General features: G+C 65.4%; 26 protein-coding genes and 1 pseudogene. 6 read left to right on the top strand and 21 right to left on the bottom strand.

Going from position 1 to position 22,949, the window contains the following annotated elements; translation table 11 throughout:
* Window positions 1-87: pseudogene (locus V6M39_RS13380) on the bottom strand (co-chaperone GroES); the annotation flags it as partial.
* Between the two features lie 193 nt (window positions 88-280).
* Between V6M39_RS13380 and V6M39_RS13375 the strand changes: the two are divergent.
* Both V6M39_RS13375 and V6M39_RS13370 read left to right on the top strand, forming a co-directional pair.
* The gene (locus tag V6M39_RS13375) at window positions 281-1,435 is read left to right on the top strand and encodes a class I SAM-dependent methyltransferase (RefSeq protein WP_332644308.1); all 1,155 of its coding nucleotides are present in this window, start codon (window positions 281-283) and stop codon (window positions 1,433-1,435) included.
* 33 nt (window positions 1,436-1,468) lie between these two features.
* The gene (locus V6M39_RS13370; protein ID WP_332644307.1) at window positions 1,469-3,256 is read left to right on the top strand and encodes an ABC transporter ATP-binding protein; all 1,788 of its coding nucleotides are present in this window, start codon (window positions 1,469-1,471) and stop codon (window positions 3,254-3,256) included.
* 116 nt (window positions 3,257-3,372) lie between these two features.
* Here V6M39_RS13370 and V6M39_RS13365 read toward each other — a convergent pair whose 3' ends face one another.
* The 3 genes from V6M39_RS13365 to tsaD are packed head-to-tail and all read right to left on the bottom strand — an operon-like array spanning window position 3,373 to window position 6,701.
* Entirely contained in the window at window positions 3,373-3,945 is a 573-nt protein-coding gene (locus tag V6M39_RS13365; RefSeq protein ID WP_332644306.1) for an AMIN-like domain-containing (lipo)protein, read from the bottom strand.
* Window positions 3,946-3,999: 54 nt separating this feature from the next.
* On the bottom strand, window positions 4,000-5,655 hold the full coding sequence (locus tag V6M39_RS13360; RefSeq protein ID WP_332644305.1) for a glycoside hydrolase family 3 protein: 1,656 nt from the start codon (window positions 5,653-5,655) through the stop codon (window positions 4,000-4,002).
* Window positions 5,656-5,657: 2 nt separating this feature from the next.
* Window positions 5,658-6,701: a tRNA (adenosine(37)-N6)-threonylcarbamoyltransferase complex transferase subunit TsaD gene (gene tsaD / locus V6M39_RS13355; RefSeq protein WP_332644304.1), complete on the bottom strand. Its 1,044-nt coding sequence runs from the start codon at window positions 6,699-6,701 to the stop codon at window positions 5,658-5,660.
* Between the two features lie 24 nt (window positions 6,702-6,725).
* Here tsaD and V6M39_RS13350 point away from each other — a divergent pair, with 24 nt between their 5' ends.
* Complete coding sequence (locus V6M39_RS13350) at window positions 6,726-7,223, top strand: DinB family protein (RefSeq protein WP_332644303.1); 498 nt, start codon at window positions 6,726-6,728, stop codon at window positions 7,221-7,223.
* Between the two features lie 18 nt (window positions 7,224-7,241).
* Window positions 7,242-7,742 carry a mycothiol transferase gene (locus V6M39_RS13345; RefSeq protein WP_332644302.1) on the top strand — a complete coding sequence of 167 codons (501 nt, stop codon included), beginning with the start codon at window positions 7,242-7,244 and terminating at the stop codon, window positions 7,740-7,742.
* Here V6M39_RS13345 and V6M39_RS13340 read toward each other — a convergent pair.
* From V6M39_RS13340 to glmS, 11 genes are all read right to left on the bottom strand, one after another.
* Complete coding sequence (locus tag V6M39_RS13340; protein WP_332644301.1) at window positions 7,739-8,512, bottom strand: lysophospholipid acyltransferase family protein; 774 nt, start codon at window positions 8,510-8,512, stop codon at window positions 7,739-7,741. The two genes, V6M39_RS13345 and V6M39_RS13340, sit on opposite strands and share 4 nt — an antisense overlap.
* Window positions 8,513-8,618: 106 nt before the next feature.
* A complete protein-coding gene (locus tag V6M39_RS13335) occupies window positions 8,619-9,032 on the bottom strand; it encodes a DUF5709 domain-containing protein (protein ID WP_332644300.1) in 414 nt (137 codons plus the stop codon).
* Entirely contained in the window at window positions 9,029-9,436 is a 408-nt protein-coding gene (locus V6M39_RS13330; protein ID WP_332644299.1) for a RidA family protein, read from the bottom strand. The genes V6M39_RS13335 and V6M39_RS13330 overlap by 4 nt, the downstream gene beginning before the upstream one ends.
* Window positions 9,433-9,855, bottom strand: a complete 423-nt coding sequence (locus V6M39_RS13325) for a GNAT family N-acetyltransferase (RefSeq protein ID WP_332644298.1) — start codon at window positions 9,853-9,855, stop codon at window positions 9,433-9,435. The genes V6M39_RS13330 and V6M39_RS13325 overlap by 4 nt, the downstream gene beginning before the upstream one ends.
* Window positions 9,852-10,487 carry a tRNA (adenosine(37)-N6)-threonylcarbamoyltransferase complex dimerization subunit type 1 TsaB gene (tsaB, locus tag V6M39_RS13320; protein WP_332644297.1) on the bottom strand — a complete coding sequence of 212 codons (636 nt, stop codon included), beginning with the start codon at window positions 10,485-10,487 and terminating at the stop codon, window positions 9,852-9,854. The genes V6M39_RS13325 and tsaB overlap by 4 nt, the downstream gene beginning before the upstream one ends.
* A 9-nt stretch (window positions 10,488-10,496) precedes the next feature.
* A complete protein-coding gene (tsaE, locus tag V6M39_RS13315) occupies window positions 10,497-11,459 on the bottom strand; it encodes a tRNA (adenosine(37)-N6)-threonylcarbamoyltransferase complex ATPase subunit type 1 TsaE (RefSeq protein WP_332644296.1) in 963 nt (320 codons plus the stop codon).
* Complete coding sequence (locus V6M39_RS13310) at window positions 11,456-12,433, bottom strand: alpha/beta fold hydrolase (RefSeq protein WP_332644295.1); 978 nt, start codon at window positions 12,431-12,433, stop codon at window positions 11,456-11,458. Before V6M39_RS13310 ends, tsaE begins: the two co-directional genes overlap by 4 nt.
* Window positions 12,430-13,560, bottom strand: coding sequence for an alanine racemase (gene alr, locus V6M39_RS13305; protein ID WP_332644294.1), 1,131 nt, complete (start codon window positions 13,558-13,560; stop codon window positions 12,430-12,432). The genes V6M39_RS13310 and alr overlap by 4 nt, the downstream gene beginning before the upstream one ends.
* Window positions 13,535-14,968: an NAD(P)H-hydrate epimerase gene (locus V6M39_RS13300; protein ID WP_332644293.1), complete on the bottom strand. Its 1,434-nt coding sequence runs from the start codon at window positions 14,966-14,968 to the stop codon at window positions 13,535-13,537. The genes alr and V6M39_RS13300 overlap by 26 nt, the downstream gene beginning before the upstream one ends.
* A 9-nt stretch (window positions 14,969-14,977) precedes the next feature.
* Window positions 14,978-15,331, bottom strand: a complete 354-nt coding sequence (locus V6M39_RS13295; RefSeq protein WP_332644292.1) for a holo-ACP synthase — start codon at window positions 15,329-15,331, stop codon at window positions 14,978-14,980.
* A gap of 79 nt (window positions 15,332-15,410) precedes the next feature.
* Window positions 15,411-17,255, bottom strand: a complete 1,845-nt coding sequence (glmS, locus tag V6M39_RS13290) for a glutamine--fructose-6-phosphate transaminase (isomerizing) (protein WP_332644291.1) — start codon at window positions 17,253-17,255, stop codon at window positions 15,411-15,413.
* A gap of 45 nt (window positions 17,256-17,300) precedes the next feature.
* Here glmS and coaA point away from each other — a divergent pair, with 45 nt between their 5' ends.
* Window positions 17,301-18,242, top strand: coding sequence for a type I pantothenate kinase (gene coaA / locus V6M39_RS13285; RefSeq protein WP_332644290.1), 942 nt, complete (start codon window positions 17,301-17,303; stop codon window positions 18,240-18,242).
* Window positions 18,243-18,308: 66 nt separating this feature from the next.
* Here coaA and V6M39_RS13280 read toward each other — a convergent pair whose 3' ends face one another.
* On the bottom strand, window positions 18,309-19,283 hold the full coding sequence (locus V6M39_RS13280) for a GNAT family N-acetyltransferase (RefSeq protein ID WP_332644289.1): 975 nt from the start codon (window positions 19,281-19,283) through the stop codon (window positions 18,309-18,311).
* A gap of 46 nt (window positions 19,284-19,329) precedes the next feature.
* Between V6M39_RS13280 and V6M39_RS13275 the strand changes: the two genes are divergently transcribed.
* Window positions 19,330-19,686 carry a VOC family protein gene (locus V6M39_RS13275; protein WP_332644288.1) on the top strand — a complete coding sequence of 119 codons (357 nt, stop codon included), beginning with the start codon at window positions 19,330-19,332 and terminating at the stop codon, window positions 19,684-19,686.
* Here V6M39_RS13275 and V6M39_RS13270 read toward each other — a convergent pair.
* The 5 genes from V6M39_RS13270 to rplM are packed head-to-tail and all read right to left on the bottom strand — an operon-like array spanning window position 19,683 to window position 22,929.
* The gene (locus V6M39_RS13270; protein WP_332644287.1) at window positions 19,683-20,186 is read right to left on the bottom strand and encodes an SRPBCC family protein; all 504 of its coding nucleotides are present in this window, start codon (window positions 20,184-20,186) and stop codon (window positions 19,683-19,685) included. The two genes, V6M39_RS13275 and V6M39_RS13270, sit on opposite strands and share 4 nt — an antisense overlap.
* Window positions 20,183-20,542, bottom strand: coding sequence for a metalloregulator ArsR/SmtB family transcription factor (locus tag V6M39_RS13265; protein WP_332644286.1), 360 nt, complete (start codon window positions 20,540-20,542; stop codon window positions 20,183-20,185). Before V6M39_RS13265 ends, V6M39_RS13270 begins: the two co-directional genes overlap by 4 nt.
* Window positions 20,543-20,598: 56 nt before the next feature.
* Window positions 20,599-21,942: a phosphoglucosamine mutase gene (gene glmM, locus V6M39_RS13260; protein WP_332644285.1), complete on the bottom strand. Its 1,344-nt coding sequence runs from the start codon at window positions 21,940-21,942 to the stop codon at window positions 20,599-20,601.
* Window positions 21,943-21,951: 9 nt separating this feature from the next.
* Window positions 21,952-22,464, bottom strand: a complete 513-nt coding sequence (gene rpsI / locus V6M39_RS13255; RefSeq protein ID WP_442880803.1) for a 30S ribosomal protein S9 — start codon at window positions 22,462-22,464, stop codon at window positions 21,952-21,954.
* Window positions 22,465-22,485: 21 nt separating this feature from the next.
* A complete protein-coding gene (gene rplM / locus V6M39_RS13250; RefSeq protein WP_309971777.1) occupies window positions 22,486-22,929 on the bottom strand; it encodes a 50S ribosomal protein L13 in 444 nt (147 codons plus the stop codon).
* Window positions 22,930-22,949 lie beyond the last annotated feature (20 nt).

Here is a 22,949-nt window from a genome sequence, read left to right as displayed (position 1 = left end):
AATGACCAGACCCGACTTGGTGGTCTGCTCGGCTTCGACAGCCTGGATGACCAGACGATCTTCGAGCGGCTTGATGGTGACCGACACGTGTCGACCTCCCCTTTCAGGCGGTGGAACTCTGGATGCTGGTGAGCACGCCGTCGCGGGGGTCATGCACACCTTTGCTGGCACTCTCATAGCGAGAGCGCCAATACAAAACCTAGCACTCGCAGTGTGAGAGTGCTAAGGGTGTTCGCGCTCCGCTGAACTCTTCGCCGGGAGCACACGGCAGAATCCATGCATGGATCTGGTGACCTTCGAGAAGCTGCTCTCCCCCGCGGGCCAGCTGCTGCTCGATGAGGTCGCCCAGAGCGCCGGAAAGGAAAGCGACCTCGCCCTCGGCACCCGGCTCCGCAAGACGTACGCATCGGCGCTAGTCGCGGCTGCCGTGACGCAGAATCACCTACGTGGCAAGGCTGTCGCCAAGTTCGGCGACGATGCCCGCCGGATGTACTTCACGCACGACGCCCTGGAGCAGTCGACCCGCCAGCGGGTCGCCGCACATCGAGCTTCTCGTCTCGCATCAACAGGCGCCGAGGCTGTCGTCGACCTGGGCTGCGGCATCGGTGGGGATCTGATCGCCATGGCTCGTGCAGGGCTCCGCGCACGCGGTGTCGAGCTGGATCCCGTACGAGCAGCAATCGCCGAAGCCAACCTGCGCGCGCTGGAGCTCGGCGGCGAGGTCACCACCGCAGACGTACGCAAGGTCGAGATCGGCAAGGACGAGGTCGCGTTCATCGACCCAGCTCGTCGAGATGGACGCGGGCGTACGTTCTCCACCTCGGACCTGCAACCACCGTGGGAGTGGGTGTGCCGGCTCTTGGAAGGTCGCGCGGTGGCGAAGGTGATGCCCGGTCTCGCGCATGACGCCGTGCCCCATGGCGTCGAGGCTGAGTGGGTCAGCGACGGCGGGGACCTGGTCGAAGCCTGTCTGTGGGGCGCACCGTTCGCCACGGCGACGCGACGCGCCACCGTTCTGCCGTCGGGAACCGGGCTGGTCTCGATCGGCGAGCTGGCAGCCCTGGCGCAGCCCGGTTCGTACATCTACGAACCGGACGACGCCGTCATACGTTCGGGCCTGGTGGGCGAGCTGGCCGGCGACATCGGTGGCTGGCTGATGGATCCGCGCATCGCGTACGTCAGCTCCGACCGTGCCGTGACGACTCCCCTCGCGCGCGGATTCCGCGTCATCGACGAGCTGCCGTTCCGCGAGAAGCCCCTCAAGGCCGCATTGCAGGTTCGCCGCATCGGAACGCTGACGGTCAAGAAGCGTGGCGTCGACATCGTGCCCGAGGAGCTGATCAAGCGGCTCAAGCTCAAAGGGCCCAATCCCGCGACGGTCATCATGACCCGCGTACGCGGCGACGGTCGGGCCTTCCTCGTCGAACGGGCGTAACCGAGGCTAGTCGGAGCACTTAGGGTGTCCTGAGTGAACGTCATCCCTGCAGCCGATCAGCCCCTGCGTTCCTTGTGGAAGCGGCAACGCGTCTATCGCCGGCGCTTCATCCTCGCGGTCACCATGTCGACGATCAACAAGGTCGCCGATGTCGTACCTGAGCTCCTGATCGGTGCTGCGGTCGACGTGGTGGTGCGTGGAGATGCCTCGTTCGTCGGCGAGATCCTGGGGGTTGAGTCCCGCTACTCGCAGCTCGGCTGGCTTGCCGCCATCAACGTCGTGGTGTGGATCATCGAGTCCGCGAGCCAGTACGTCGCTGACGTCCTCTGGCGCGGACTGGCACAAGGTGTCGAGCACGATCTGCGCGTCGAGGCGTACGACCACGCCCAGCATCTCGACATGTCATGGCACGAGTCTCGACCGAGCGGATCAACGCTGGCGACCCTCAACGACGACGTCAATCAACTCGAACGCTTCCTCGACATCGGCGCTCCTGCGATCATCCAGACATTCCTGAACGTGGTCCTCGTCGGCGCGGTCTTCGCCCTGTCGTCCTGGACTCTGCTGCTGTTTGCCTTCACCCCGATCCCGGTGATCGTCGTTGGCTCCCTGATCTTCCAGCGCCGTCTGGAGCCGCTCTACGACCGCGTACGAGAAGCTGTCTCCGATCTCTCCAGCGCCCTCAGCGCCAACCTCGCGGGCATTGCCACGATCAAGGCCTTCACCGCGGAGGACCGGGAGCGGGATCGGATCGCCGCCGTCTCGACCGCGTACCGGACTGCGAACACCGACGCGATCCGTTCATCGGCGGCGTTCGTGCCGCTGGTCCGTATGGCCATCCTTGCCGGCTTCACGTGCACCCTGTTGCTCGGCGGTCGGGCTGTGCTCCGCGGCGATCTCGAGGTCGGTCTCTACTCTGTCCTCGTCTTCATGACTCAACGCCTGCTGTGGCCGCTGACCGACGTCGCAACCGTCCTGGACCTCTATCAGCGTGGTCGGGCTTCGACTCAGCGGATCCTGACCCTGCTTGCCGTGCCGATCACGGTCCCGGCCGGTACGGCCGTCCTTGCCAAGCCGGTTCAGGGGCGCATCGAGCTCCGCGGCGTACGCGCCGGATACGCCGACGGGCCCGACGTGATCCACAACCTCGACCTGGTGGTTCCGGCTGGAGAGACTCACGCGATCGTCGGCACGACGGGAGCCGGTAAATCTACGCTTCTGAGGTTGGTGCTCCGATTCGACGATCCCCGCGCTGGCACCATCGAGCTGGACGGAACCGACATCCGCGATCTCGACTGGGACTCGCTGCGCGGGTCGATGGCGTACGTCGCCCAGGACGTCTACATGTTCGCGGGCTCAATCGCCGACAACATCGCGTACGGGCGCCCGGACGCGACCCGCGCCGAGATCGTTGCGGCTGCGGAGTCCGCCGCGGCTCGTGACTTCATCGATGCCACCGCCGATGGCTTCGACAGCTGGGTCGGCGAGCGCGGTGTGACCCTGTCAGGAGGTCAGCGGCAGAGGCTTGCTTTGGCTCGAGCGTTGCTTCGTGAGCCCAGCGTGCTGGTTCTCGACGAGGCCACGAGCGCAGTCGACAACGAGACCGAGGCAGCGATCCAGCGATCGCTGCGAGTGGCGACCGCTGGCTGCACGGCACTGGTTGTCGCCCACCGCCTGTCGACCGTTCGTCATGCTCACCGGATCTGGGTTCTCGACGCCGGGCGGGTCGCCGAGTCTGGTACTCACGACGACCTCATCGCCGCCGACGGTGCATATGCCGCTTTGTGGCGGGTTCAGACCGGAGAACTCGCGCTCGACTGATGCGGTCAGCCTGACTGCTTCGGAGCTCACGGCACGCGAGGATAGCGCCGCGATTTGTGACGCTCACGGCGCAAAAGGGCGCTCGTAGCGCCCTCTGCGTCACAAATCGCGGGGCTTTAGTCGGTCTTGAAGTCGACAACCAGGCGCGCGGGGTTGTCGAGTGTGGTGACCTTGAACGGCACCTCGTTGCGCAGCCCGACCGCCCAGCTGAGCACTGCCTCGAAGTCGCCCGACCTGACGAAGCCCGTGATCTCTCTGGCCTTGTCGTTCGTGACGGTGTTGGGACCTGTATAGGTCTCCTCTTCCGCCTCCATGTCGTATCCCGAGGACGGCGTGAGCACAATCTGCACTGCGGTCTCGGCGTCGGGCAGGTCGATCGGCTCGCCTGATCCGTCCGCGAGAACCGGCAGCTCGACATATTTCACGGTGTAGCCGGGCACGCTTTCGGAGAACTCGAGTACGACTCGATCGAAGCCTGAGTGCGCCCCGACCCTCACCGCGACGAGCTGACCGAAGTCCTCGGACTCCTCGATGACCTCATCCGTCGAGAAATCGGAGGGGGTTTCGGTCGCTGACGGCGTAGGTGCCGCCGTCGTCTCAGTGGGTTCGGACGGGGTGTCGTCTCCACAGGCGCTCAGGAGAGCTGCCATCGCAATCGCCGCCGTCGTCAGGCGCAAGGACTTCTTCATGACAACCACCGTTCTGCCGGGGCTTGAAGCCTATCGAGTAAAGGGAGACACGCCCTAGCATTGCTTGACGCTGATGCCGTCGACCGGGAGCTTGCCGCGGGCCTCAGCCTTGTCTGTCAGCACCGCGACCAACGCCCGCATCGCCGGGAGCTCGTTGCCGTACAGGGCGATCTTGGTCGGTGCCGTGCTCTTCTCCAGCGCGTACGGGCGATCAGTCGCCACCACGATGTCGGCGAATGCGCTCCGCGAGCTGGTGAACGCGAGGGTGGCGCCGCTCGCGGTCGACAATCCCGCCTCCTTGGCCGCGGTCTTGAAGTTGGCCACGGCTTCGGACGAGCCACTCGGTCGTACGGCAGTGACTGGCTCCGACTTGCCGCACACTTCGCTGACCATCGTGATGGCGGCAGCGCTGAGTGCCTGCGACTCGGTTGCGTGGTTACCAGGATCGCCGCTCAGCTGCGGTGCCGCGTCGGCGTGGAGGAGATGCGCGATGACTCGCGCCGCCGAGGCTCGTGCCTGCTTCTCGGGTATCTCGCCGGACTTCAGAGCGGCCAGGACCGCGAGGTACGCCCGATCGTTGTCCGCCGGCATGAGCGCCAGGTCGCTGCCGGCCTTGATCGCTTGGACTGCCGCCTCGCCTCCCGGATAGCGCTTCACAACAGCGCCCATGCCGAGCGAGTCGCTGACGATCAGACCGTCATACCCGAGCTCCTTGCGCAGCATGCCAGTGATCACCTTGCGTGACATGGACGCCGGAACACCCGGGTCCGCGGACGAGACGTTCAGGTGGCCCGTCATGATGCTCGGCGCCCCAGCGTCAATGGCTGCCTTGAACGGTACGAGGTCGTGATCCGCAAGGCGCTTCTTGTCGCTGGACAGTTGCGGGAGGGCGCTGTGGCTGTCCTCGGACACGTTGTGTCCCGGGAAGTGCTTGACCGCCGAAATGAGACCCGCCTGCGAGTAGCCGGCGACTGCTGCGACGACGGACTTCGCAACGATCGCCGGATCGGTGCCAGCTGATCTGGTGCCGATGATCGGGTCGGCGGCGCCAATCGTGACGTCGCCGATGGGCGCGAACACGGCATTGAATCCTGCGGCCCGCAATTCAGCGCCCGAAGCCTTCGTCGCCCCGGCGACCGCCTGCGCGCCCTGCTTGGCATCTCCGGCTATCGCTGCACCGGCCGACATGAAGGTCGGGAACGGTGTCAGCGGCCGCTTGACGCGGGTGACGAGGCCGCCCTCTTGGTCGACCGGCACCATCACGGGGTAGTCGCGGTCACTTCCCGCTTCCTGAAGATCGGCGTTGAACGCCTTGATGTGGCTCAGCGGGTCATTGGTGGTGGCGTCGAGGATCTTGGGACTCGTCACCATCACACCCGCAAAATGCTTGTCGCGTACGAGGGCGAGCGACGCCGCGTCGTTGCGGTGTCGGGCGATGATCAGCTGACCGGCGAGGTCTTCGAGACTGAGGTCGCTGGCCAAGGTCTTGGCGGCCTCGATCTCGATCGCCGTCGGCGACCAGTGCGGTGTCTTCTTGGTCGTCGGCGGGGACGTCGTGCTGACTGCGGACGAAGTCGCCGCCGCCGGGGTCTCGATCGGATCGGCCCGGGAGATCCACCACACGGAAACCCCGCCGATGATGACTGCCGAGAGTGCGACGGAGAGGTTGCGACGCGCGTGCGAGACCCGTGCCGCGCGGTGGCTGGCCACGACTAGGCCGCCAGTACCTGCGTCACAGGCATGCTGGAGTCGACCGGCAGATCCAACGATGAAGGCGGCAGCCCTCTGCGTACGACCTCGGCACCGAGCGCCGCCACCATCGCGCCGTTGTCGGTGCACAGCCCGAGCCGGGGCACACGTACGGTGATGCCTGCCTTGGCCGCACGCTCCTCGGCGAAGTGGCGCAGCCGCGCGTTGGCGGCGACACCTCCGCCGATGATCAAGGTGTCGACATCGTGGTCCTTGCAGGCCGCGATCGTCTTCTTGGTCAGCACGTCGCAGACCGAGTCCTGGAATGCCGCCGCGACGTCGGCGACGTTGAACGTGCGGCCCATGCGCTGCTCGTGCTGGACGAGTCGAGCAACCGCGCTCTTGAGCCCGGAGAACGAGAAGTCGTACTTGTACTTCTCGGCGTCACGGCCAGTGAGAGCTCGGGGGAAGTCGAAGGCGGTGCCGTCACCCTCTCGCGCGACTCGATCGATATGGGGTCCTCCGGGGTAGGGCAGCCCGAGCAGTCGAGCAACCTTGTCGAAGGCCTCCCCTGCAGCATCGTCAATCGTCTGGCCGAGCAGTGTGATGTCCGTGGCAATGTCATCGACCAGCAGGATCTCGGTGTGCCCGCCGCTGACGAGCATCGCGGCCATACGTCCATCGAACCGGCCATGCTCAAGCTGATCGACGGCCACGTGAGCAGCGAGATGGTTGACGCCGTAGAGCGGCTTGTCGTGCGCCAGCGCGAGCGCCTTTGCGGCGGCGACGCCAACCAGCAGCGCACCGGTCAAGCCCGGGCCACTGGTCACGGCGATGGCGTCAACGTCCTGGATACGTACGCCCGACTCGGCGTACGCCTGCTCGAGCGTCGGGACCATGGCCTCCAGGTGAGCACGGCTGGCCACCTCGGGCACGATGCCACCAAACCGCACATGCTCCTCCATGCTCGAAGAGAGCGCGTGCGCGAGCAACTCGGTGCCACGGACAATGCCGACACCGGTCTCGTCGCACGACGACTCAATCCCGAGTACAAGAGGCTCGCTCACTGAGCCATTGTGTCAGGGTGAAGGGTGACTCCAAACGACACACCGCAATCGTTCGACGAGCGCAGCATCCTCCTGCAGATGCTTCACTACTCGCAGGAAACCGCCCTGGGCAAGGTCCGCGGCCTGAGCGAGGAGCTTGCGCGCAAGGCCCCACTCCCCACATCTCCGAACATGTCGCCAGCCAACATTCTCAACCACCTCCGCTGGGTTGAGTCATCGTGGATCAACGAGGCGCTGTTCGGAGGTGAATCCGCCAGTCCCACCACCGGTGACCACCGTGACTCCTCGTTCGACGAGGGATCAGTGCTGGCACTCGACGAGGTGATCCGTCTCTACGAGGAGCAGGCGCGAGCGTCGCTCGCCGTGTTCGCCGAGGTCGATCTCGACATGCAGATCCTGGGTACCCACCGAAGGGGCGCGCTGACCGCCCGATGGATCCTTCAGCACCTCATCGAGGAGACGGCCCGCCACAACGGTCACCTCGACATCCTGCGCGAGATGGCCGACGGCTCGGTCGGCTAGCTGTGTCAGGGTGGGTCCATGGTCCGTACTGACACACCTCCTGCCGGCGACGAACGCTCCGTGATGATGCAGATGCTGGAGTACGTCCAGCAGACCGCGTTGTTCAAGGTGCGGGGCCTGTCAGAAGAGCTCGCCCGTACGGCGCCAATCTCGACGTCGCCGCTCACCAATCCGGCATCGCTGCTCAACCACCTGCGGTGGAACGAGCACTACTGGGTCGAGGTCGTCATCCTCGGCGGCGAAGACCGCGCACCGTGGAGCGAGGAGCACCCCGACGGCGAGCTCGAAGCCGGCCTCGAGGTGCCGTTGCAGGAAGTCATCGACGGCTACTCCGAGCAGGTCCAGCTCACTCGCACTTTGCTCGCCGATCTCGACTTCGACTCCGAGGCGGACAAGGTGCTCAAGGACTTCCACCCCAACGTGCGCTGGGTCGTCCTGCACCTCATCGAGGAGACGGCACGTCACAACGGACACCTCGACCTGCTCCGCGAGATGGCCGACGGGTCCGTCGGCGACTAGTCCTTCTTCTTCGCCTCGGCCTTGGCGGCGCGACGGGCGGCGCGTTCGATCAGCTCTTCCTCGTCCAACTTCTTGGCCTGCTCGGGCGTCGGAGCCGTACCGCCATGGCGAGCTGGTGCCCACCACTGCCCTTCGGGGCTGATCGGGTAGTCCGCGATCGCCTTGTCGAGCAGCGCGCTCATGGCCTGGCGGAGCTGCTCGGTCTCGGCTACCGGATCCTCACCGGTCACCTCGAGCGGGGTGCCGACGTGCAGGCCGATCGTCTTGCCGCGACCCTTCAGGTCAGACTCGTGATCCTTGGTCTTGAGCAGCTGAGTGCCCCACGTGACCATGGGAATCAGGGGTACGCCGGCCTCAGCGGCCATGCGTACGGCGCCGGTCTTGAGCTCTTTGATCTCGAAGGAGCGGCTGATCGTGGCTTCAGGGAAGATGCCGACGATCTCGCCGTTCCGCGCATACTCGACGGCCTGGTTGTACGAGTCCACGCCGTGCTCACGGTCGACCGAGATGTGGTGCAGCGATCGCATGATCGGTCCGGAGATCTTGTTGTCGAACGCATCCTTCTTGGCCATGAACCGCACCAGCCGCTTGTTGGGGTGAGCTGCAAACCCGTCGAACACAAAGTCGACGTAGCCGATGTGGTTGGCGGCCAGGATCGCGCCACCCTCGCGCGGGATGTTCTCGGTGCCTGACATCTGGAACTTCATGCCCAGGACCTTGAACAGCGTCTTGGCAGTGAGAATGACCGGCGGGTATGTAATGTCACGCATCCCGAGACTCTAGTTCAGGACGTCGCGCAACAAGGTGGGCCATCAGTCGCCCAACGCATACAAGTCCCAAGCGCCGGTGATCGCAACGTTAGAAGCACGAACTTTTCTACTCGTCCTCCACGACGTGTACGGCTGCTTCCTCGGCGCTGGCGCCCGCCCCGTCGATGCCGACGTCCTCACCAAAGAGCTCCGAGTCGACGTCCTCACCTAGCCCCTCGTCCGGTGCGACGAGACGGCCCGATCGCGTGGAGCCAACCTCACCGTCGTCGAGGTCTTCACCGTCCACCTCGGCATACGGGTCGATGTCGGGCTCTTCCTGCGCGATGCGCTGGTCGAGGTTCTCGCCCTGCAGAGCCTCGTCGGCGGTCGTACCGAATCCCTCGCCGGCGGACCACTTCTCCGCAGGTGAGTAGCCCTCGTCGAGTACGTCGTCCACGCCGCGGTCGACCAACGTGTCCTCTGGTTGGAGCTGGTCCAGGTTGTCGGACTCGTCGGGCAGTCCATCAGGCGTCTGTGTCATGACTCCAGAGTGCCACGCCAGTCGCGAGAACGCTGTGCGTCGAGCTCAATCTCGACCAGGTGCTCCGGGAGCGCAAGTCTCGAGACCTCCACCATGGTTGAGACTGGCCGCACGGCATCGAAGATCTCGTGGTGTGCGCGCCCAATGGCATCGAAGTGTCCGATGTCAACGACAAACATCCTGGTACGCACCACGTCCTTGGCGTCGAAGCCAGCCTCGCGCAGCGCATCGATCGCGATCCCGAAGGCGATTCGTGCCTGCTCGTACGGATCGTCTCGCGCCGCGACGCGACCATCCACTGTCGCGGTCGTACCAGCGACCCACGCCGAGTCGTCCACGCTCACGACGCGGGAGTAGCCGACAATGTCCTCCCACGGTGAGCCCGAACTGTGGTTGTTCCTCATGCGATGTCCCGTTCCATGATGAGTGCGTCAATCCTGCCCGGGTAGTAGCCCGTGCGCGTGCTGATCCTCGTGAACCCGTAGGCCTTGTACAGCTCAATCGCTGCATCGTTGTCGGCGGCGACCTCCAGCAGCATCCGATTTGCGCCATGCCCGCCAGCCGCCTCGATCAGCTGCTCAAGCAGCTCGCCGGCGACACCGCGTCGGCGCGCGAACGGCAGGACAGCGATGCGTTCCAGATCGGCGACCTCGCCCATCACCGAGACGACGCCGTACGCGACCTCGTCGTGGATCAGCACGATCCGGTGGTCAGAAACGAGCTGTGCCCGTACGAGCTCCTCACCCCACGACGCAGTGCCGAAGCACTCGGCCTCGATCGTCGCGATCGCCGCGACATCGCCTGCCGTCGCACCGCGACTCATGCGCGGTTGTTGACGATCTGCGGCACGGCATCGGGGCGGCGTAGGTAGAGCGGCTCCAGCGGCACCTCGATCATGCGCCCGGCGATCACAGCTGATGCGAGGGCGGCCGCTCGCGGATCCTGCGCCTCGCCCGCTGGTCGCAGCACGCCGTCGTACAGCTCTCCCCCGCGCCCGTACGTCAGCAGGTCTGGATACTGGTGTGCCAGGTCGGCCGGAAACGACACGTGAGGTCCGTCGAGCCGTACGCCGTCGGCGCCATACCGAGCCCAGTAGACCTCTTTGCGCCGAGCATCCGTGGCGACCAGGAACTCGGCGTCCGCCTGGACGTCGGCGGCCACGACATCGAGCGAGCAGACTCCGTGCTGGGCCAGTCCGAGCGTCGAGCCAAGGGCGAGAGCAGTGACAACTCCAACGCGCAGCCCGGTGAACGGTCCGGGACCGACGCCGACGGCGACATCTGTGAGGTCTCCCATCGCCGCACCGGCCTGCTGCATCGCGTCTCGAATGGCCGGAGCCAGCAGCTCGCCGTGAGCCATTGCTCCGTGGCCAGATGCCTCACCGACGATCGTACCGCCGTCGTGCACCGCGACCGTGATGGCCGGTGTCGCGGTGTCGAACGCAAGGAGAAGCACGAGTCGACCCTATTCCCCGAGCAGCGTGGAGCGGAGCGGTACGCCGACCCAACGGGGGCCGCGGGGCTTGACCGTGATGACGCGCGTTTCGTCGCCGCCTGTGTCGACAGCGGTGCCGAGCGGGTCGCCGGGACGTGCGCCACGTACCTCGATGCGTACGTGGAGCCAGCTGTCGCTGAGCTGCTCAGCCAGACCGTCGCCCCATTCGACGACCGTCACCGCATCGTCGGTGGTCGCGTCCAGGTCGATGTCATCGATCTCAGCCGCGTCGCCCAGTCGGTAGGCGTCGACATGCACCAAAGGCGGCCCGCCGACCAGCGATGGGTGAGTACGCGCAATGACGAACGTCGGCGAGGTGACGGGTCCGCGTACGCCGAGTCCGTCGCCCAGTCCCTGCGTGAACGTCGTCTTGCCAGCGCCGAGGTCGCCCGAGAGCACGAGCAGATCTCCCGCGTGGAGCAAAGTCGAAAGGCGACCGGCGAACGCCTTCATGTCGTCGGCAGTCGGGATCTCGCGAGACAGCCACAGCGTCTTGCCGAACTCGATCGTCGATCCACTCTGCGCGTGTGGGTGGTAGAAGCGCCGCGTCCAGAACTGCACGGTCTCGGGCAGCTCTTCGCGTACGTGCAGCCAAATGCCGTCCTTGCCACGCTCCTCGGCCGTGTCTTCCGCGACGCCGACCATTGCCGAGGCCACACCGCGGTCCTGCAGGTCAGGATCGACAGCGACGCGACGCAGACCAAGCAAACCCGGACGCGACTCGTCGAACAGCAACGCACCCATAGGCAATCCGCGACGCTCCACCAGGAGCCCACCGGGACCTGCCAGCACGGCGGCGACGGACTCCTCGGTCTCATCCATCGCAGTCGACGGCGGATCCAGAGCAGGTCGTGAGCCGAAGGACCGGTGAATGATGTCGACGATCTGCCTGGCGTGCTCGGGGCCCGCCTCGATGACGTTGAGAGCGGTCATTGGAGATCCTCCACAAGACTCTCGATCGCCTCAGAAACCTGCTTGTGGGCTTCGAACGGGAGCATATGGCCGCCGTCCTCAATCGCGATCAGGCGCGCCCCGGGAATGCGGTTCGCCAGCCGACGGCTGTGCTTCAGCGGGGTGAGCAGGTCGTGGGAGCCACCGATGACGATCGTCGAGGCCTTGCCGACAGTCTCGAGCGCATGCTCGAGATCGAGCTCGATGAACAGCGGCGAGAAGTCCATCAGCACATGCGTCGGCGCTTGAAGGATCATCTCGTTCGTCATGTCGACGTGGCGTTCAAGGGCATTCGGGCCGAGACCCCAACGCCGAATGATCGAGTAACTGTTGAACGCGCGGCCCCAGTCGAGCACCGGCGATGCGACGCGTACGAGCGGGATCAGCCTGCGCAGCGCGGGGCTTGAGCGCGCCAACCTGCCGCTGCTGGTTGCCACCAGAACCACGCCCTTGACTCGCTTGCCGAACAGTTCGGGCTTTGAGGCAGCGAGCTCCATGATCGCCATTCCGCCGAGCGAATGACCAACCAGGATGATCGGACCCTTGGGCACCAGATCTTTGAGCACCGTGTGCAGGTCGTCAGCGAGCTGGTCGATCGACGAGTTGTCGACGTGCGAGCGGTCCGACAGTCCATGAGAACGCTGGTCGAGGAAGACCATGCGCACCTTGTCGCGCAGTGCGAGCCGTTGGTAGTGCCACACATCAAGCGTCTCGACCCAGCCGTGGATGAACACGACGGTCGGCGTCTTGCGCGGGCCTTCGTCGACCTCGGCGTGAATCTTCACACCGTCGCTCGCCGTCACCGTCAGCTTGGCGCTGTGGACCGAGCCGAATGCAACCTCTTCGCCACGACGGAGTCGACGCTTGTGGCGCTGACGACCGTTGAGAAGTGTCGCCGCCACACCAGCGGCAACGAATGCTCCGGCAGTCGTGGCGACACGCGTTGACTTGTTCATCGCACACCCCGATAGGTGCGCTCGATACGCCCGCCGAGGCGGGTCACGACCTCGTAGGCAATCGTCCCGGCCGCGATCGCCCAGTCGTCGGCGCTCGGCCCATCGGATCCGAACACCGTGACGACGTCGCCGCGCTTCGCGGGCGCATCGCCGAGGTCGACGACGAACTGGTCCATACAGATCGTGCCGGTCACCGGCGCGCGCTGATCGCCATATGCGACGTGGCCGCGGTTGGATGCCGTTCGCAGGATGCCCTCGGCATAGCCGATCGGCACCAGCCCAAGTGTCGTCTCGCGCTCAGCGGTCCACGTATGCCCGTACGAAACGCTGGTGCCTGCCGAGACCCGCTTCACCGCCGCGAGCTCTGCCTGCAGGGTCATCACGGGCAAGAGTGTGGCGTCATGCACGAGGTTGCGGTCGGGGTTGATGCCGTATGACGCAATGCCCACTCGAACGATGTCGAGGTGAGCCGACGGCCGAGTCAGGGTGGCTGCGGAGTTGCTGAGGTGGCGCAGCGCCGGCGTGACTCCGGCAGCATCGAGCTCGGCAACGGCGTCCGCGAACACGCGCTCCTGCTCATCGTTGGCCGGATGAGCCGGCTCGTCGGCACACGCGAAGTGCGACCAGACACCGGTGATCTCCACCCTGCCCGCAGCCTGCGCGGATACCGCTGCGGCAACGAGCGCGGTCCACTGATCGCCGCATGCGCCGTTGCGCGACAAGCCCGTATCGACCTTGAGCTGCACCTTGGGTCGAGTCCCGGCAGCAAGGATCTCGGCAAGCTGGTCCGCCGACGACGCCGTGACTTCAACGCCTGCCGCGATGGCGGATGCGAAATCAGCGCCGGGTGCAGCCAGCCAGCACAGCACGTCACCCGTGTCGCCACCTGCACGCAGGGCGAGTGCCTCGGCGATCGTCGCAACTCCTAGCCAGGCAGCGCCGGCCTCACGGGCGGCGCGTCCGCATTGCAGCATCCCGTGCCCGTACGCATCGGCCTTCACAACTGCCATGAGCGCGGAGCTGGGCGCATACGAAGCGAGGGTCGCGATATTGGCGCGATAGGCGTCGAGATCGACGATGGCTTCGGCTTGAGGAGACATCTCAGTCCCGCCAGTCGAGTACGTCATCGAGCGTGCCCGCGATGAAGTCGGCGATCGTGACCGGCAGTGCGGCAGCCACGTCGGAAGCGGTGACTGGGCCGCCGGGATTGGCGCGCACACTTGCCGCGCCGTGGAGGAAGGCAGCAAACGAGCCAGCGTCGTGCGGGTCTGCTCCGGCAGCGAGCATCGAACCGGCGAGACCGGCGAGCACATCACCCGCGCCTGCGGTGCCGAGCCAGGGCGATCCTGTCAGGTTGACGCGGGTCGTACGACCCCGAGTCGCCACCAGTGTTCGGGGCCCCTTGAGCAGCACCGTGGCGTTCCATCGTTCGGCCGCACGCGTCACATGGCTGAGGGGTTCTGCTTCGACCTTCTCGCGATCTGTGTCGAGCAAGCGGGCCAGCTCGCCGGCGTGGGGTGTGAGGAGCGCAGGTACGTCGAACGACTCCGGCAGGTGCTCTACCTCGAGCGCTGCGGCATCCAGCACGACCGGTACGCCGTCGGCCAGGGCCGCCGTGACCAGCGCACCCACATCGTCACCGCCGCCTGGCCCCACGACCCACGCTTGTACGCGTCCTGGTGCCGCCACGACTTCGGGCGCACGGTCTACGACACGGGCAGAAAGTGCCTCAGACCCGGCGAACCGCACCATGCCTGCCGGTCCGGCCTGCGCCCCGGCGACGCAAAGGTGAGCGGCGCCAGCGTACTGCTCCGAGCCTGCAGCGATGCCGACGACACCGCGGGAGTACTTGTGACTCGCAGGATCATCCAGCCACGTGAACAACCCTGCCAGCAGCCCCCCGTCATCGCCCTCCAGCGCCTCTAAGGACGGTGCGCCGAGGTAGGGACCGAGTCCGATGTCGACGAGCTCGGGGAAGCCGGCGGCCGATTCGGCGGGAGTGGCGAGAAGAGCGTTCTTGAAGGTGCCGAAGGTGATCGTCGAATCGGCGGTCACGTACGACGCATCCAGCGTTCCTGTGTCGACACCGATTCCGGAAGGCACGTCGACCGCCACGGTGTAGGGATCACTCTCGGCGATCCACTCGGCCCACTCGGCTGCCTTGCCCTCAAGTCCCGGTCGCGCTCCGATGCCGAAGATTGCGTCGAGGCACCAGCGCTGACCGCTCGGCTCCTCAACGATCTGTGCACCGGCAGCCTGAGCTGCAGCAAATCCCTCGGCGTGCACCTTGGTGTCGTCGAGCAGGCACAGATCAACGCGTACGCCACGATCCAGCAGGTGCACCGCGGCGAACAGCGCATCGCCGCCGTTGTTGCCCGGGCCGATCAACATCACGACGACGTCACCGGCAGGAATCAGATCCAGATGATCGGCCAGTCCGCGGGCAGCGCGACGCATCAACTCACCCTCAGGAAGCGTCGCTGCGAGAGCCTCTTCGGCCGCGCGTATGTCAGCGACGAGGTGCGCTGTGAGCACGGTGCAGCCTCAGCGCTCTGTCACGACGAACGCCGTCGCGATGCTGGTGTCGTGCGATATCGACAGGTGAATCGACTCGATGCCGAGAGCGGCGAGACGCTCAGGTGCCGCTCCGTGAAGCTTGAACGTTGGCGCGCCGTGGGCGTCGTTGACGATCTCGAAGTCCTGCCAGGAGAGACCGGCCGGGGCACCCATTGCCTTGGCGAGCGCCTCCTTGGCCGCAAATCGACCTGCCAGCGACTCGAGCGGCAGATCCCGCTCGGCATCGGTGAACAAGCGCGTGCGCATCGTCGGCGTACGTTCGAGCGTCTCCTTGAAACGCCCAAGGTCGACGACATCGACTCCGATACCCAAGATGGTCACGACGTCACGCCCGTCAAAAAGCCACGGTACGGACATGCCGTCGTGACTGGTGTCTGATTGTTCACTCGCTGACGCTCGCTCATTCGACTGTTACCGACTTGGCGAGGTTGCGCGGCTGATCGATGTCGTGACCGAGCTGGTTGGCGAACTCGCATGCGAAGATCTGCAGCGGCACCGTCGCAACAAGCGGCTGCAGCAGCGTAGGCACCTTGGGTAGCCGGATCAGGTGATCTGCGTACGGCACGACATCTTCGTCGCCGTCCTCGGCGAGCACGATCGTACGAGCACCGCGGGCACGGATCTCCTGGATGCTGCTGACCGTCTTCTCCTGCAGCTGGTCGCGGCCCTTCGGAGGCACGACCACGAACACGGGAAGGCCTTCTTCGACCAGAGCGATCGGACCATGCTTCAGCTCGCCTGCAGCAAACCCCTCAGCATGAATGTAGGCAAGCTCCTTGAGCTTGAGCGCCCCTTCGAGGGCAACCGGATAGCCCACGTGGCGACCAAGGAACAGGATCGACTTGGAGCCGGCCAGGTCAGTGGCGAGCTTGCGGACCTGGTCGCCCTCGTCGAGCATCCGCTGGATGCCAGCGGGAAGCTTTTGGATCTCAGCCAGGATCGACGTGATCTCGTCGCCGTACTTGCTGCCCTTGACCTGCGCGATGTACAGCGCAAGGAGATAGCAAGCGGTGATCTGCGCCAGGAAGCCCTTGGTCGAAGCGACGGCGATCTCGGGTCCAGCGTGCGTGTAGAGCACGGCGTCAGATTCGCGCGGGATCGTCGAGCCGTTGGTGTTGCAGATCGAAAGGACCCGGGCGCGCTGCTGACGGGCATAGCGAATCGCCATGATCGTGTCCATGGTCTCGCCGGACTGGCTGATCGTGACGACCAACGTGCTCTTGTCGAGGATCGGGTCGCGGTAGCGGAACTCCGAGGCGAGCTCTACTTCACACGGGATGCGGGTCCAGTGCTCGATGGCGTACTTCGCGACCATTGCGGCATAGAACGACGTGCCGCAGGCGATGACGATGATCTTGTCGACCTCGCGCAGCTCGTCATCGGACAGTCGCATCTCGTCGAGCTGCAGTCGTCCGTCCGCTGCGTGGCGACCCAGGAGGGTGTCGGCCACAGCGCGAGGCTGCTCGTCGATCTCCTTGAGCATGAACCAGTCGAAGCCACCCTTTTCGGCGGCCGAGACGTCCCAGTCGACGTGATAGTCCTTCGTCTCCGCTGGATTGCCGTCGAAGTCGGTGACCACGATGTCGTTGGGCGTGATCGTGACGACCTGGTCCTGGCCAAGCTCGATCGCCTCGCGGGTGAACTCGATGAATGCGGCGACGTCAGAGCCCATGAAGTTCTCGCCCTTGCCGCGGCCCACGACGAGCGGGGAGTTGCGCCGCGCGCCCACGACGACGTCGGGGTGGCGGGCATCGCAGAAGACCAGCGTGAATGCCCCCTGGAGCTTGCGGCACACACTGCATACGGCTTCCGACAGGTCGTCAGTCGTCTTGAGCGCTTCCTGGAGCAGGTGCGCGACAACTTCGGTGTCGGTCTCGGAGACCATCTCGTATCCGAGCGCTTCAAGCTCGGCACGCAACGTGGCGAAGTTCTCGATGATGCCGTTGTGCACGACCGCGACCTGACCGGTCTCGTCAAGGTGCGGGTGCGCGTTGCGATCGTTGGGTGCGCCGTGCGTGGCCCACCGGGTGTGGCCAATGCCCGTGTTCGACTGCGGCAGCGGACGTGCGGCCAGCTCGGCGTCGAGATTGGTGAGCTTGCCGGCCTTCTTGGCCGAGACGATCTTGCCGTCCAGAACGAGCGCGATGCCGGCGGAGTCGTATCCGCGGTACTCCATACGCCTCAAACCGCCGATGACGACGTCTTCAGCAGAGCGCTCTCCGACGTACCCGACAATTCCGCACATAGGGTCGAGTCTACCGAGGAGACCCGCACGCGGGAGGATGGTGGCATGACGCGCGACCAGTCTCCGTATGTCGAGCTCGAGCGGTCCGCGTGGGCTGAGCTCGCCGGGGACGCCCCACAGCCCCTCAACCCCGACGAGATCGAACGCGTCCGCGGTCTCGGCGATGAGCTGGACCTCGAGGAAGTTCGCCAGGTCTACCTCCCGCTGACGCAGCTGATCAGCCTCCGTGTCCGCGCAGCCGCTGGCCTGCACCGGGCGACCGACAAGTTCCTCGGCCGCCCCCAGCCCAAGCGCACACCGTTCGTGATCGGTATCGCCGGCTCGGTCGCCGTCGGCAAGTCGACGACCGCGCGCTTGATCCAGGAGCTGTTGGCGAAGGCCCCCGGCAACCCCCACGTCGAGCTCGTCACGACCGACGGCTACTTGTTCCCGAACGCCGAGCTGGAGCGTCGCGGCATCCTCGACCGCAAGGGCTTCCCCGAGTCCTACGACCGCAAGGCGCTGCTCAGGTTCATCGTCGACGTGAAGTCCGGCGTCGAAGTCGTGACCGCTCCGGTCTACTCGCACCTGACGTACGACCGCACCGACGAGGTCGTCACCCTCAAGGAACCGGACATCGTCATCGTCGAGGGCCTCAACGTCCTCGCCCCGGCACGTACACGCGGAGACGGCTCCCCCGGGCTCGCGATCAGCGACTTCTTCGACTTCTCGATCTACGTCGACGCATCAAGCAAGGACATCCGTCGCTGGTACGTCGAGCGATTCCTCACGCTGCGCAAGACGGCGTTCGCCGATCCGGCGTCGTACTTCCACCGCTACAGCGCCCTGACGGACGACGAGGCGGTCACCCGCGCCAGTGAGCTGTGGGACACCATCAACTGGCCCAACCTGCGCGAGAACATCCAGACGACCCGCGGCCGGGCGTCATTGGTGCTCCGCAAGGGACCCGACCACCAGGTCAGCTGGGTCCGGCTCCGCAAGCTTTAGACGGTTGATTCCGGGGGCCGCCGGGCGGGATGCGGGGCTTCGCGAGTCAGGCAAGGTCCCCCGGAATCACCCGTCTAGCGCGCGTACGTACTCAGCGAGCCATGCGACCTGACGAAAGCCCATCGCTTCATTGACGGCGATCATGTGCTGGTTGCTCGCGGCGTTGTAGGTGTGGATGCGGCGGCGCCCGTTGAGGAGGTCTTCGGATTCGTGCATCGTGCAGACCTTGAGCGCCAGGCCGAGACCGTGACCGCGGTGAGATGCCAGCACGAGCGTGTCCCATTGATAGACCTCGACGCTGTCTCTCGGGAAGACCAGCTGGGTGTGGCCGACGACCGATCCGTCACCGGCGATCGCCACGCTGACCTGCGGCACCCGACCCGACTTCTCCCACTTGGCTTCTTCCGATCGGATACGGGCGGCATCCCAGTGCTCGTTCTCGAGCCCCGAGTCACCGCTCGGCGCTTCCTGCACCATCAGACGGCGCACGTCGGCATACCCGTCGACAAGCTCCTCGGGGCAGGCTCCTCGCCAGCTGCGGATCTCGTACGCCGGGTCGATCGTGAGCGGAGGCAGCTTGGCCGGCAACAGCAGCTCCCGGTGGGCGTCCATGATCTCGAGCGTGAAACCAGCCTGTTCCGCGAACCTCTTGGCCGGCGCAACGTGGTCATCGACTCCCCACGCGCCTTCGCAGAGCAGCGTCGATCGGCCCGCTTCCGCGCAGGCAGTCGCAAGCGAGTCGACGAGTGCCGTGCCATGTCCCTGGCGCCGCTGCTCTGGCACGACGAACACCTCGCCGTACGCGAACGTCACGTTGTCCTTGATCGGCAGCTCGGCCCACGCACCGCCAACAACAGCCCCATCATCGTCACGGGCAATGTGGGCAGTCGTCGCGTTGTATTCGTCCGGCACCATGTCGACCGCCAGCTCGATCGAGGTGTACGGCTGGTCGAACTCGCGGTTGAACGATCGTGAGTAGGCGTCGTAGAACGCCTCGAACACAGACGGGGCAGCAGGATCGATGCGTTCAACCGTGGTCACCCCGCGAGTCTATGAACTGTCGGTGACTCGGGGCAGCATGGCCGTCATGAGCCAACATCACCGCATCAACTACATCGAGCTCGCTGCGACCGACATCCCGCGCGCCAAGCAGTTCTACGCCGATGCGTTCGGTTGGGCCTTCAACGACTACGGGCCCGACTACGCAGGGATCCAGGGCGCCAGCCCAACAGATCCCGAAATCGGCGGACTCAACCCACAGGGCAAGCCAAGCCGCGAGGGTGCGCTCATCCTGCTGTTCTCCGACGATCTCGACGCATCTGTCGAAGCCGTCAAGGCCGCAGGAGGCGAGGTCGTCAACGGCCCCTACGAGTTCCCGGGCGGCCGCCGATTCCACTTCACCGATCCGAGCGGCAACGAGCTCGGCGTCTGGGCAGAGGCTTAGACCGCTCGGGCTGCTGCGCTGGTGTAGTGCTCCGCCTGGGCAGGATAGTAGTCATCGAACTCAGGTAGCGGCAGTCCGTCGTGGGCTGCCACGAGCAAGTCCAGGTAGTACTCCCAGCCGGGACCCACGTCACCGACTCCACTCGCGTCGGTCAGGTGCTGAACGAGTCGGATCTCGGTGCCTGCGTCGACCTGAGACAGCTGCATCTCGAGGTGCCAGTTGCCGTGATCGTCGACCATGGTGATGGCGAGTCGCCGTGGGGGTTCGCACACCTCGATGCGAACCTCACCCCATGGCGCGTCCTCCTCGAATCCCATCTGAAGCTCGATCGTCCGGCCCTCACCGGGTTCACCGCGCCACGATCCGAACCATCGAGCCGTCCGATCTGGCTCGGTGACACTGGCCCATACGTCCTCAAGGGGTGCGCGGATCGTTCTCGGAACCACGAGGTCGAAGCCATCTGGTGTTCGGTTGACGGAGCCAGTCGGTGCAGGGCTCATGCGGTGTCCTCCCGGGGTAGTTGGGCGCGACGATCGCGCGCCGTACGTCTGACTTCGGTCTCAAGGGCGTCCAGCCGGCTCTCCCAGCTCTTGGCTCGTCCGAGCTGAGCAGCCCAGGTGACCAGGGGCTCCAACGCGCCCTGGTTGAGCGCATACTCGCGATGGCGCCCATCGAGCCGATCCGAGACGAGGCCGCTCTCGCGAAGCACTCGCAGATGCCGGCTGACGGCTGGCCTGCTTATGTCGAACAGCGCCGCAACATCTCCCGCAGTCATCGAGTGCTCGTCGAGGACCTCGAGTATGCGCCGACGCACAGGGTCGGCGACGGCGTGAGCGATGGCATCCACACCAAACATGTAACCATCTCGTTACGTGTTTGGCAAGACATGGTTCGCCCGATGGTGCGGACCGGTCAGAGCGCGAGGTTGGCGCGTACGACCTCGGCGAGGTGTGCGGCAACCGCCGCAGCCTCTTCGTGGGTCGACGCCTCGACCATGACTCGTACGAGCGGCTCAGTGCCTGACTGTCGCAGCAGCACGCGTCCGGTGTCTCCGAGCTTCGCCGACGCAATGGCGACCTCGCCGCGGAGCACGGGGTCAGTGTCAGCGCGAGCCTTGTCGACATCTGGAACATTGACGAGCACCTGCGGCAGGCGCTTCATGACTGACGCCATGGAGGCCAGCGACTCACCTGTCATGACCATGCGTGCGGCGACATGCACGGCCGCCAGCACGCCGTCACCCGTCGTGGCGTGATCGCTCATGATGACGTGACCCGACTGCTCACCGCCGAGGTTGTAGCCGCCGCTTCGCATGGCCTCAAGGACGTAGCGGTCACCAACTGATGTCTGGATCACGGTGATCTCAGCAGCGGACAATGCCTGAACGAATCCGAGGTTGCTCATCACGGTCGCCACGACTGTGTCGTCGGTCAGGGTGCCGGCATCGCGGGCTGCGAGAGCAAGGATCGCCAGGATCTGGTCGCCATCGACGAGCTCACCCTTGGCGTCCACGGCCAGGCATCGATCGGCGTCACCGTCGAACGCGAAGCCGGCATCGGCGCCGTACTCGACGACAGCGCGCTGCAGGTCCTCGATGTGCGTTGAGCCGCAGTTGAGGTTGATGTTGAGACCATCGGGCTCGGCGTGGATCGCGATGACCTTGGCTCCGAGCTCCTCAAACACCTTGGGACCGGTTTCGTACGCCGCACCGTTGGCACAGTCGAGCACGATCGTGAGCCCGTCGAGGCGTCCCGGCGCCGAAGCGACGAGATGCTTGATGTAAGCACCGACTCCCGCGTGGCTGTCACCGATGCGTCCGACGTCTGCACCGGTTGGTCGGTCCCATGGCTCTTCGAGGCGTTGTTCAATCTGCTTCTCAAGCTCGTCGTCGAGCTTGAGTCCTCCGCGGGAGAGGAACTTGATGCCGTTGTCGGGCATCGCGTTGTGGCTGGCGGAGATCATCACGCCCATGTCGGCTTCGAGGAACGCCGTCAGATAAGCAGCGCCTGGCGTCGGCACGATGCCAAGGCGGTGAACGTCGACACCGGCAGACGCAAGACCCGCGACCACCGCTGCCTCCAGGAATTCTCCTGAAGCGCGGGGATCGCGGGCTACGACTGCTGTGGGGCGAGTATCGGCGAAGGCGCCGACCTCACCGAGGATGTGGGCCGCCGCGACCGCAAGGTCAACGGCGAGCTCGGCAGTCAGATCACGATTCGCGAGTCCGCGAACACCATCTGTGCCAAAGATGCCCACGAGTCCGGCTCAGCGCTTGCTGTACTGCGGAGCCTTACGTGCCTTCTTGAGACCAGCCTTCTTGCGCTCCTTGATGCGCGAGTCGCGCGTCAGGAGTCCGGCCTTCTTGAGCAGCGGGCGGTTGACCTCTTCGTCGATCGCGTTGAGCGAACGAGCAACGCCCAGACGCAGAGCGCCGGCCTGGCCGGTCATGCCACCACCGGTGACACGAGCGATGACGTCGAAGCGGTCCTGGAGACCGGTCTCGGCGAAGGCTTCCTTGGCAATCTGCTGGTGCAGCTTGTTGGGGAGGTACTCCTCGAGCGGCTTGCCGTTGACGGTCCACACGCCGGTGCCGGGGACGATGCGCACACGCGCAACAGCCTCCTTGCGGCGACCAGTGGCAGCACCCGGAGCGATCGTCGCGGGCTTGTCGGGCGTAGCCGACGAGCCAACGGTCTCGGAGGTGTAAGCGACACCGTCTTCGTTGGGTACGAAGTCTTCGGTCTCGTTCTCGGTCACTTCTGCAGTGGTTTCAGTCACGATGCGCCTTGGGTCTCTTCTTTACTGGGAGATCTGCGTGATCTCGAACGGCTGGGGCTTCTGGGCGCTGTGCGGGTGCTCGGGGCCGGAGTAGACCTTGAGCTTCGTGATCAGCTGATCACCCAGACGGTTCTTGGGGAGCATGCCGCGGACCGACTTCTCGATCGCCTTGCGGGCATCCTTCTCGAGCAGGTCACCGTAGGCGATGGACTTGAGTCCACCCGGGTAACCGCTGTGGCGGTAGGCGAGCTTGTCGGTGCGCTTGTTGCCCGACAGGGCCACCTTCTCGGCGTTGATGATGATGACGAAGTCGCCACCGTCAACGTGAGGTGCGAAGGTCGGCTTGTGCTTGCCGCGGAGCAGCGTCGCAGCCTGAACGGCGAGACGGCCCAGGACGATGTCCTCGGCGTCGATGACGTGCCACTGACGGGTGATGTCAGACGGCTTGGGGCTGAACGTGCGCACGGCGTGACCTTCTCGTTCTT

The organism is Aeromicrobium sp., assembly GCF_036675695.1.
Classification (GTDB): Bacteria; Actinomycetota; Actinomycetes; order Propionibacteriales; family Nocardioidaceae; genus Aeromicrobium.
Note: the sequence above shows the minus strand (reverse complement) of the source record. Positions and strands in the feature narration are given on the sequence as shown.